The organism is Thiohalobacter sp. (assembly GCF_027000115.1).
GTDB lineage: Bacteria > Pseudomonadota > Gammaproteobacteria > Thiohalobacterales > Thiohalobacteraceae > JALTON01.
Genome location: NZ_JALTON010000049.1, coordinates 83,134 through 93,021, shown reverse-complemented (window position 1 = coordinate 93,021; position 9,888 = coordinate 83,134). Strand labels below are relative to the sequence as shown.

At 64.6% G+C, this 9,888-nt stretch carries 12 protein-coding genes; 2 read left to right on the top strand and 10 right to left on the bottom strand.

Features of this window, described 5'->3' with window-relative positions; all coding sequences use genetic code 11:
- Window positions 1-453, bottom strand: coding sequence for a division/cell wall cluster transcriptional repressor MraZ (gene mraZ, locus MVF76_RS09365; protein WP_297528543.1), 453 nt, complete (start codon window positions 451-453; stop codon window positions 1-3).
- Window positions 454-802: 349 nt separating this feature from the next.
- Between mraZ and MVF76_RS09360 the strand changes: the two genes are divergently transcribed.
- Window positions 803-1,012 carry a hypothetical protein gene (locus MVF76_RS09360; protein ID WP_297528542.1) on the top strand — a complete coding sequence of 70 codons (210 nt, stop codon included), beginning with the start codon at window positions 803-805 and terminating at the stop codon, window positions 1,010-1,012.
- 5 nt (window positions 1,013-1,017) lie between these two features.
- Here the strand turns inward: MVF76_RS09360 and ssb are convergent, their stop codons facing one another.
- Together ssb and MVF76_RS09350 are read right to left on the bottom strand one after the other, a co-directional pair.
- Complete coding sequence (gene ssb, locus MVF76_RS09355; protein WP_297528541.1) at window positions 1,018-1,473, bottom strand: single-stranded DNA-binding protein; 456 nt, start codon at window positions 1,471-1,473, stop codon at window positions 1,018-1,020.
- An 86-nt stretch (window positions 1,474-1,559) separates the two neighbouring features.
- Window positions 1,560-2,954, bottom strand: coding sequence for an MFS transporter (locus MVF76_RS09350; protein ID WP_297528540.1), 1,395 nt, complete (start codon window positions 2,952-2,954; stop codon window positions 1,560-1,562).
- Window positions 2,955-3,029: 75 nt separating this feature from the next.
- Here MVF76_RS09350 and uvrA point away from each other — a divergent pair, with 75 nt between their 5' ends.
- Window positions 3,030-5,876, top strand: a complete 2,847-nt coding sequence (uvrA, locus tag MVF76_RS09345; protein ID WP_297528539.1) for an excinuclease ABC subunit UvrA — start codon at window positions 3,030-3,032, stop codon at window positions 5,874-5,876.
- A gap of 42 nt (window positions 5,877-5,918) precedes the next feature.
- On the opposite strand, the gene MVF76_RS09340 is transcribed toward uvrA, so the two are convergent.
- The 7 genes from MVF76_RS09340 to rpmJ all read right to left on the bottom strand — a co-directional run bounded on the left by MVF76_RS09340 (window position 5,919) and on the right by rpmJ (window position 9,843).
- Entirely contained in the window at window positions 5,919-6,698 is a 780-nt protein-coding gene (locus MVF76_RS09340; protein WP_297528538.1) for an SAM hydrolase/SAM-dependent halogenase family protein, read from the bottom strand.
- Window positions 6,699-6,721: 23 nt separating this feature from the next.
- Window positions 6,722-7,108 carry a 50S ribosomal protein L17 gene (gene rplQ / locus MVF76_RS09335; protein WP_297528537.1) on the bottom strand — a complete coding sequence of 129 codons (387 nt, stop codon included), beginning with the start codon at window positions 7,106-7,108 and terminating at the stop codon, window positions 6,722-6,724.
- A 47-nt stretch (window positions 7,109-7,155) separates the two neighbouring features.
- Entirely contained in the window at window positions 7,156-8,148 is a 993-nt protein-coding gene (locus tag MVF76_RS09330) for a DNA-directed RNA polymerase subunit alpha (RefSeq protein ID WP_297528536.1), read from the bottom strand.
- A gap of 24 nt (window positions 8,149-8,172) precedes the next feature.
- Window positions 8,173-8,799, bottom strand: a complete 627-nt coding sequence (gene rpsD, locus MVF76_RS09325) for a 30S ribosomal protein S4 (protein WP_297528535.1) — start codon at window positions 8,797-8,799, stop codon at window positions 8,173-8,175.
- 12 nt (window positions 8,800-8,811) lie between these two features.
- Complete coding sequence (gene rpsK / locus MVF76_RS09320) at window positions 8,812-9,204, bottom strand: 30S ribosomal protein S11 (RefSeq protein ID WP_297528534.1); 393 nt, start codon at window positions 9,202-9,204, stop codon at window positions 8,812-8,814.
- Window positions 9,205-9,253: 49 nt separating this feature from the next.
- The gene (gene rpsM / locus MVF76_RS09315; protein ID WP_297528533.1) at window positions 9,254-9,610 is read right to left on the bottom strand and encodes a 30S ribosomal protein S13; all 357 of its coding nucleotides are present in this window, start codon (window positions 9,608-9,610) and stop codon (window positions 9,254-9,256) included.
- A gap of 119 nt (window positions 9,611-9,729) precedes the next feature.
- Entirely contained in the window at window positions 9,730-9,843 is a 114-nt protein-coding gene (gene rpmJ, locus MVF76_RS09310; RefSeq protein ID WP_297528532.1) for a 50S ribosomal protein L36, read from the bottom strand.
- Window positions 9,844-9,888 lie beyond the last annotated feature (45 nt).

Genomic DNA, 9,888 nt, shown 5'->3' with positions numbered 1-9,888 from the left:
CTAGAGTGAAAGACTGTCGAGTTCCGGCGGCAGCTCGCCGGCATCCAGGTCGCTCGACACGTATTCCTGTTGGCTCCTGTCCCAGGCCTCTGCGTTCCAGATCTCGAATTTCTTGCTCAGGGCCACCAACACCACGCGCTTTTCCAGCCCCGCGAACTCGCGCAGCCGGGGCGGGATGAGAATGCGGCCGTTGCCGTCCATCTCCACCTCGGTCGCGTGACCGAGCAGCATGCGTTGCAACAGGCGGGTGTGGCGTTTCTGGTTGGGCAGGCGCACCAGGGTGCGTTCGATCTCTTCCCATTCGGGGCGGGGATAGAGCAGCAGACAACCATCGTAGTGTACCGTGAGCACCAGCTGGCCCTCACAGGCCTCCTGAAGCGGCCCACGGAAGCGTGTGGGCAGCGCAAGGCGGCCCTTCGCATCGAGGTTGACGGTGTTACCACCCAGGAACAAGATCGCCCCCCGAACCTACCCAGGAACCCATTTTTTTCCACCTTCTCCCACTTTTCGACACTATAGGTAGGGAACTCCCACCCGTCAAGCAAACAAGGGGATAAAATGGAAAAAAAACTCCCGGATTAACATCGGGTTAGCAATCCCCACCGGGCGCCGGAGCAATCCCGGGGGAAATCATTCGGTTAACGGGTTCAGCTTGAATGCAACATTACAAAACAAGATATACCATAATGATATTAAAGGTATTTTCGTGGCAGCGGGTTGCCAGCCTGAAGGCAGCCGACTGTCATCAGGCGGTCACAGGGAAGTGGCAGGCTGGACCTGCCGAAACCGCGGAGACCCCGAAATGGACAGAGATAGGCACGGCGAAAGCGCCCCGCATCGGGCAGGCGATACCCGGCTGCTGGAAGAGGAAATCAGGCTGTTCGAATGGCGCCTGGCACGGCTGGGGCTGGATGGGGACTGCGCCTACGAGCGGGCCCTGAGCCGGGCCTACGGCAGCCTCCTGGAAGAGCGGCGCAGCCGGCTGGCAGCGATGCGGGCGGCCGGCTTCTGAGCGATTCAGAAGGGAATGTCGTCGTCGAAGGATTCATCGAAGCCGCCGCCACCGGCCGCCGGCGCCGCCTGGCGGGCGGGTTCGGAGGCCGCCGCGGACTCGCGGGAGGGCGCCCCGGCGCCGCCACGACCGCCCAGCATCTGCATCTCGTTGGCCACGATCTCCGTGGTCCAGCGGTCCCGGCCTTCCTTGTCCTGCCACTTGCGGGTACGCAGGCTGCCTTCCACATAGACCTGCGAGCCTTTCCTGAGATATTCGCCGACGATCTCGGCGAGGCGCTGATAGAAGACCACGTTGTGCCACTCGGTGCGCTCCTTCTGCTCGCCGGTCTGCTTGTCCTTCCACTGCTCGCTGGTGGCGATGGTCACATTGGCCACCGCGCCGCCGCTGGGCATGTAACGGACTTCCGGGTCCTTGCCCAGGTTGCCGACCAGGATCACCTTGTTGACTCCGCGCGCCATAGCATTTCACTCCAACTGGTTGCTGCCGCCCGTCCGCTGCGGACGGCCTCGGGATGCCGCCATCATAGGGGCTTGGCGGCCCGGCTTCAAACCGCCCCGGCGCAGGCCGCCGCGGCCGCCTCCAACGCCACCTCGTCCAGCGCATGGCGGTCGACTTTCAGGTAGGCGACGCCCTCTTCCACCACCACCACGACCTCTGCAACACCTTGAACGGCGGTGAGTTTGCGGATCAGAGCGGGCACATCCGCGCGACTCACGCCCGGCACTGCCAGCAGCCGCGTCTCCAGGTAGCGCGGACTGCGCATGGAAACCGCCACCAGCAGCCACAGCACCCCGGCCAGGGCGCAGGCGGCGAAGACCGCCGTGGTGCTGAAGTGCTGGTGGATGAGGCCGCCCAGGAGGCCGCCGAGAAAGGCACCCAGAAACTGGGCACTGGAATAGAAGCCCATGGCCGTACCCTTGGAGTCGGGCGGCGCGGTCTTCGAGATCAATGACGGCAACGTGGCCTCGAGGATGTTGAAGCCAACATAGAAGACGAACAGGAACAACACCACCCCCACCAGCGACTGGTGAAACTCCGCCAGGCCCAGTTCGGCGACCAGCAGGGCGACAATCGCACCAAGAAAAACCGGCTTCACCCGCCGCTTGCGCTCGGCATGGATGATGAAGGGCACCATCACCAGCACAGAGGCCAGCAGCACCGGCAGATACAGCCACCAGTGACGATCACTGGCCAGTCCCAGCTCGTCGCGCAGGACCAGGGGCAACACCACGAAACTGGCGGTGAGGATCATGTGCAGGGTGAGAATGCCGAGATCCAGCCGCAGGAGCTGCGGATCACGCAGCACGCGCAGGAACTGGGCCGGCACCGGTTCTGCGTCGCGGTGTACCCGGCTGGTCACCGGATCGGGCACCAGCACGGCCAGCACCCCCAAACCGCCCAGCGCCAGCAGGGCGGTGAGCCAGAATATCCCGGCAATGCCGAGCCAGGCATCCAGTACCGGCCCGAGAACCAGCGACAGGGAAAAGGACAGGCCGATGCTCATGCCGATGATGGCCATGGCCTTGGTCCGGTGTTCCTCGCGGGTGAGATCGGCCGCCAGGGCCATCACCGCCGCCGCGATGGCCCCCGCCCCCTGCAGCGCCCGGCCGGCGATCACCATCCAGATGGAATCGGCCAGCGCCGCCAGCACGCTGCCGGCAACGAACAGCAGCAGGCCCGCGGCGATCACGCGCTTGCGACCGAAACGGTCGGAGAGCAGCCCGAACGGGATCTGCAGCAGGGCCTGGGTCATGCCATAGGCGCCGATGGCCAGCCCCATCAGGCTGGGCGTGGCGCCGCGGTAGTCATCGGCGTGCAGGGCGAATACAGGAAGGATCATGAACAACCCCAACATGCGCAGGGAAAAGATGGTGGCCAGCGAAACCGCGGCGCGGCGCTCCAGCGGGGTCATGGCCAGGGGCGCCGAACGGGTCGTCATGAAGCGGGATTCACCTTTGCGGGAGACGGATCAGGCCACGTATAGTAGCAGGTTCGATTCGGAGCAGAAAACACGATGGATAGGATCCTGATCCGCGGCGCACGGACCCACAACCTCGCCAACATCGACCTCGAACTGCCGCGCGACCGCCTGATCGTGATCACCGGCCTGTCCGGCTCTGGCAAGTCCTCGCTGGCCTTCGACACCATCTACGCCGAGGGCCAGCGCCGCTACGTGGAGTCCCTCTCCGCCTACGCGCGCCAGTTCCTGGCCATGATGGAAAAACCGGACGTGGACCATATCGAGGGACTGTCACCGGCCATCTCCATCGAGCAGAAGGCCACCTCCCACAACCCGCGCTCCACGGTCGGCACCATCACCGAGATCCACGACTACCTGCGCCTGCTGTTCGCGCGCGCCGGCCAGCCGCGGTGCCCCGATCACGACATCGTGCTTGAGGCACAGACCGTCAGCCAGATGGTGGACCAGGTGCTGACGCTGCCCGAAGGGACCCGGCTGATGCTGCTGGCCCCCATCGTGCAGGAACGCAAGGGCGAGCATGTGCAGGTGCTGGAGGAACTCCGCGCCCAGGGCTTCGTGCGCGCCCGCATCGACGGCAAGGTGGTGGAACTCGACGAGATCCCGGAGCTGGACCTACGGCGCAAGCACAGCATCGAGGCCGTCGTGGACCGATTCAGGGTCCGGCCCGACCTGAAGCTGCGGCTGGCCGAATCCTTCGAGACCGCGCTGCGCCTTGCCGACGGCATCGCGCGCGTCGCGCCACTGGACGAGGATGGCCCGGAGGAGCTGGTGTTCTCCGCCCGCTTCGCCTGCCCCGTCTGCGGCTACGCCCTGAGCGAACTCGAACCGCGATTGTTTTCCTTCAACAACCCGGTCGGCGCCTGTCCCTCCTGCGACGGCCTGGGCGTCAGGCAGTTCTTCGACCCCGAGCGTGTCGTCGCCCATCCGCACCTCAGCCTCGCCGGCGGCGCGGTACGCGGCTGGGACCGCCGCAACGCCTACTACTTCCAGCTCATCAGCTCGCTGGCCGATCACTACGGCTTCGACATCGAGACCCCCTGGGAGGAACTGCCGGAGCGCATCCGCGACATCATTCTGTATGGCAGCGGCAAGGAGAAGATCGAGTTCCAGTACGTCACCGAGCGCCGCGGCTTCACCACCCGGCGGCATGCCTTCGAGGGTATCATCCCCAACATGGAGCGGCGCTACCGCGAAACCGAATCGCATGTGGTCCGGGAGGAACTCGCCAAGTACCTCAGCACCCGACCTTGCCCCGAATGCGAGGGTACGCGACTGAATCGCGCCGCACGGCACGTCTATATCGCGGATACGACGCTGCCGGAAATCTCGCGTATGCCCATCGATCAGGCGCAGGCCTTTTTCGGCAATCTCGATCTGCCGGGCAAGCGCGGCGAAATCGCGAAAAAGATCCTCAAGGAGATCAACGACCGGCTCGACTTTCTGGTCAACGTCGGCCTGGACTACCTGTCACTGGACCGCAGTGCCGACACCCTGTCCGGTGGCGAGGCCCAGCGCATTCGGCTGGCCAGCCAGATCGGCGCCGGCCTGGTGGGCGTCATGTACGTGCTGGACGAACCCTCCATCGGCCTGCACCAGCGCGACAACCAGCGCCTGCTGAACACCCTGACCTTCCTGCGCGACCTCGGCAACACCGTGATCGTGGTAGAACACGACGAGGACGCCATCCGTGCCGCCGACCACGTGGTCGACATGGGCCCCGGCGCCGGTGTGCATGGCGGCCGGGTGGTGGCCCAGGGCACGCCGGCGCAGATCATGAAGCACCCCGACTCGCTGACCGGCCAGTACCTCTCCGGTCGCCGCCGCATCGCCGTGCCGGAGCGGCGCGTGCCCGCGGACCCGGCGCGCGAGCTGGTGTTGCGCGGTGCCCGCGGCAACAACCTGAAAAACGTCGAGCTGCGCATTCCGCTGGGCCTGATGAGCTGCATCACGGGCGTCTCCGGCTCCGGCAAGTCCACGCTGATCAACGACACCCTGTACCGCATTGCCGCGCGTGAACTCAATGGGGCCGCCACCACCCCCGCCCCCTTCGACGACATCGAGGGCCTCGACCAGCTCGACAAGGTGGTGGACATCGACCAGAGTCCCATCGGGCGCACGCCGCGTTCCAATCCCGCAACCTACACCGGTCTGTTCACGCCCATCCGCGAGCTGTTCGCCGGCACCCAGGAGGCGCGTTCGCGCGGCTACAAGCCGGGTCGCTTCAGTTTCAACGTCAAGGGCGGCCGCTGCGAAGCCTGCCAGGGCGACGGCGTCATCAAGGTAGAGATGCATTTCCTGCCCGACATCTACGTGCCCTGCGACGTCTGCCACGGGCAGCGCTACAACCGCGAAACCCTGGAGATCCGCTACAAGGGCCGCAACATCCACGAGGTGCTGGAGATGACGGTGGAGGATGCACTGGACTTCTTCAGCGCCGTGCCGGTCATTCACCGCAAGCTGCAGACGCTGATGGATGTCGGCCTGTCCTATATCCGGCTGGGCCAGAACGCCACCACCCTGTCCGGCGGCGAGGCCCAACGGGTGAAGCTGGCGCGCGAGCTGTCCAAGCGCGACACGGGGCGCACCCTGTACATACTGGACGAGCCCACCACCGGCCTGCACTTCCACGACATCGAGCAGCTGCTCGCGGTGCTGCACCGCCTGCGCGATCACGGCAACACCATCGTGGTTATCGAGCACAACCTGGATGTCATCAAGACGGCCGACTGGATCGTCGACCTGGGGCCGGAGGGCGGCGGCGGCGGCGGCCGCATCCTGGTCAGCGGCACCCCGGAAACGGTTGCCGATACGCCCGGATCCTATACCGGCCAGTTCCTTGCTCCGATACTGGCGCATGGCCGCCGTACCGTGAGCGCCTGACCTCCACGGCACCGCCGCTTTTTACACGGGGCCGAGCCGCATTCAGAGTGCACCGCTGAAGTGGACGCGATCGCCTATGGAAAGCCCCAGTACCCGGGCGGCATGACCGCGGTTGACCGAGATCTCCACCAGGCCGTTGGCATTCTCGTACCAGAAGCCCTCGCCCTCAGCGACATCGGAGAAGGTGCGGGCCCACCGCAGCCGGTGACGCCCGACCACCAGCGTCGGTCTGCCGGATATGCTGGCGGCCCGGATACCGGTGATGGCATTGCCGTAGTGGTCGATGTAGATGATCTGCGCCAGCTCCGGTGGCCAGCCGGGCTCGATGCGATCGGCGGGATCTACCGCTTCCCCGGGCACGGAATCGCCGCGGGCAATGCGCGCCGCGACCGGCGCAAACAGGTCACGGCCATGAAAACTGGCCGAAAGCCGCACCGGCCGCCAGCTGATGTCCCACCAGCGGACCTGTTCCGCGCGGCTGGCAACGACATTGAACAGCCCGTTGTCGGGTCCGACGAAGCGGCGGCCGTCGGCCTCGACCACACAGGGCCGGCGCCGGCCACCGACGCCCGGATCGACCACGCACAGGAATACCGAGTCCCCGGGAAACTCGGGCGCATAGGCCGCCAGCAGATAGGCTGCCGCATGAGGATCGAAGCTGGGCGCATCGGCAAACAGGTTGATTACCGGCACTGACGGGGCTTCTCGCAACAGAACACCCTGCATCTGGCCGATGTAGGGCCCCTCGAGTCCGAAGTCGGTGAACAGCAGGATCACGCACACCCCCGAAAGAAAAAAGCCGGGCGGCTGCCCGGCTTTCATCCTATCACTTCCCGCAGCAGGGCTTATTCGGCTGCGGCCTCCTCGGCAGGTTCGGGACGGTCCACCAGCTCGACCAGCGCCATGGGCGCATTGTCGCCGGCGCGGAAACCCATCTTGAGGATACGCAGATAACCACCCGGGCGATCCTTGTAGCGCGGCCCCAGTTCATTGAACAGCTTGGTCACCACCTCACGATCCCGCAGGCGGGCAAAGGCCAGGCGGCGCTTGTGGACGCTGTCGGTCTTGGCCATGGTGATCAGCGGCTCGGCAACGCGACGCAGCTCCTTGGCCTTGGGCAACGTGGTCTTGATGACCTCATGGCGCATCAGCGAAGCTGCCATGTTGCGAAACATCGCCTTGCGATGGGCACTGTTGCGATTCAGTTGACGTCCACTTTTGCGATGACGCATCGTTCAAACCCTTCACAGTCTAGCGCCGGCAGGCCCGGCTTGATTAATCAGGCAGACTTGTCCTTGAGACCGGCAGGCGGCCAGTTCTCCAGACGCATGCCCAGCGACAGGCCATGCGACGCCAGGACATCCTTGATCTCGGTGAGCGACTTCTTGCCAAGGTTCGGCGCCTTGAGCAGCTCGACCTCGGTCTTCTGAATCAGATCACCGATGTAGTAGATGCTCTCGGCCTTGAGACAGTTGGCGGAACGCACCGTGAGTTCCAGATCATCCACCGGGCGCAGCAGGATGGGGTCGATGTCCTGCGCAGCGGCCTCGGCCTGCTCCTCTTCCTTGCCCTGCAGGTCCACGAACACCGAGAGCTGATCCTGAAGAATGGTCGCCGCGCGGCGGATGGCCTCCTCGGGATCGATGGTACCGTTGGTCTCGATGTCGATCACCAGCTTGTCCAGGTCGGTGCGCTGTTCGACACGGGCCGCCTCCACACCGTAGGTCACGCGGCGCACGGGCGAAAAACTGGCGTCGAGCTGGAGGCTGCCGATGGGACGATCCTCGCCCTCGGCACTCTCGCGCTGGGTGGCTGGCACATAGCCCCGCCCCTTGGCGACCTTCAGGGTCATGTTCAGCTCACCGTCCTTGGTCAGGTGGGCAATGACATGATCCGGATTGACGATCTCGACATCGTGATCGAGGGTGATGTCGGCCGCAGTGACCACGCCCGGACCCTTCTTCTTCAGGGTCAGGTTCGCCTCGTCGCGGGCATGCAGCCTGATGGCGATACCCTTGAGGTTGAGCAGAATGTCGATGACATCCTCCTGCACGCCCTCGATGGTCGAGTACTCATGCAGGACGCCCTCGATCTCGGCATTGACCACTGCGGCACCGGGCATGGACGAGAGCAGGATGCGCCGCAATGCGTTGCCCAGCGTGTGGCCGAAACCGCGCTCCAGCGGCTCGATGGTGACCTTGGCAGTCAGATCGTTGACCTGGTTGATGTCAACGATTCGCGGTTTCAGAAATTCAGTCACACTGCCCTGCATGGAAGTTCCTCTCTCAACAGTGGATTACTTGGAGTACAGTTCGACCACCAACTGTTCCTGGATGTCCGACGGGAGATCGGAGCGCTCGGGAACGCTCTTGAACACGCCTTCCATCTTCTTGGGATCGACCTGCACCCAGTCGGCAATGCCACGCTGCTGCGCCAGCTCCATGGCGGCCTGCACGCGGGACTGGTTCCGTGCCTTTTCGGACAGCGAAATGACATCGTTGGGCCGCACCTGGGCAGCCGGAATGTTGAGCTTGCGGCCATTCACCAAAATGGCGTTGTGCCGCACCAGCTGACGCGCCTCGCTACGCGAGGCGGAAAAGCCCATGCGGTAGACCACGTTGTCGAGACGGCTCTCCAGCAACTGCAACAGATTCTCGCCCGTTGAACCCTTCCGGCGCGCGGCTTCCTTGTAGTAGCTGCGGAACTGCCGCTCGAGCACACCGTAGATGCGGCGCAGCTTCTGCTTCTCGCGTAGCTGCAGCGCATAGTCGGACAAGCGGGTACGTCGCTGGCCGTGCTGGCCCGGCGGGAAGGGGCGGTTTTCCACGGGGCACTTGCTCGTGTAGCACTTCTCTCCCTTCAGGAAGAGCTTGGTGCCTTCACGACGGCACTGACGACACTTGGGACCGGTATACTTTGCCATGTCGACTCCAGCTTAAACGCGGCGTTTCTTGGGCGGACGGCAGCCATTGTGGGGGATCGGCGTCACGTCCTGAATGTTGGTGATGCGGAAGCCCACGGCGTTCAGGGCGCGCACGGCGGAATCGCGGCCCGGACCGGGCCCTTTCACCATGACCTCGAGATTCTTCATTCCGAATTCCAGCGCCGCCTTGCCGGCACGCTCCGCCGCCACCTGGGCAGCGAAGGGCGTGCTCTTGCGCGAACCGCGGAAACCGGAACCACCGGCGGTCGCCCAGCACAGGGCGTTGCCCTGGCGGTCGGTGATGGTCACGATGGTGTTGTTGAAGGAAGCGTGGATGTGGGCGACGCCGTCCACCACATTCTTCTTCACCTTCTTGCGAGTGCGACTCGCGGCTGCCTTTGCCATGATGCCTGAACCCTGCCTGAACTGAAATGGTTGTCCGTATGCGGATGGATCACTTGCGGATCGGGCGACGCGGCCCCTTGCGGGTGCGCGCGTTGGTACGGGTACGCTGACCGCGCAGCGGCAGGCCGCGGCGGTGACGCAGGCCCCGATAGCAGCCCAGATCCATCAAGCGCTTGATATTCATCGAAACCTCGCGGCGCAGGTCACCCTCCACCGTGTACTTGGCGACCTCGTTGCGCAGCGCCTCGATCTCGTTTTCGGCCAGATCGCGAATCTTGCGGTCCGGCGCCACGCCGGTGGCCTCGCAGATCTGGCGGGCGCGCGTGCGGCCAATGCCGTAAATTGCGGTCAATGCGATAACCGCATGTTTATTCACGGGAATGTTGATACCTGCAATACGGGCCATTTACCCTCTCCTGGAACCACGCGCGTCGCCCGACGCCGGGAAACGCGTAAGACTATCCTGCCGTACGAAAAAAATCAATGCGGGGCGGCCGCAACCGCCCGCGCACGCCTTGATGCCGCTCAGCCCTGCCGCTGCTTGTGGCGGGCGTCCTTGCAGATCACCCGGACCACGCCCTTGCGGCGGATGATCTTGCAGTTGCGGCAGATCTTCTTGACCGATGCACGAACCTTCATGACGCTACCTCTGTGTTGCCTGGTGCACGTCGGGATCCCCGCCGC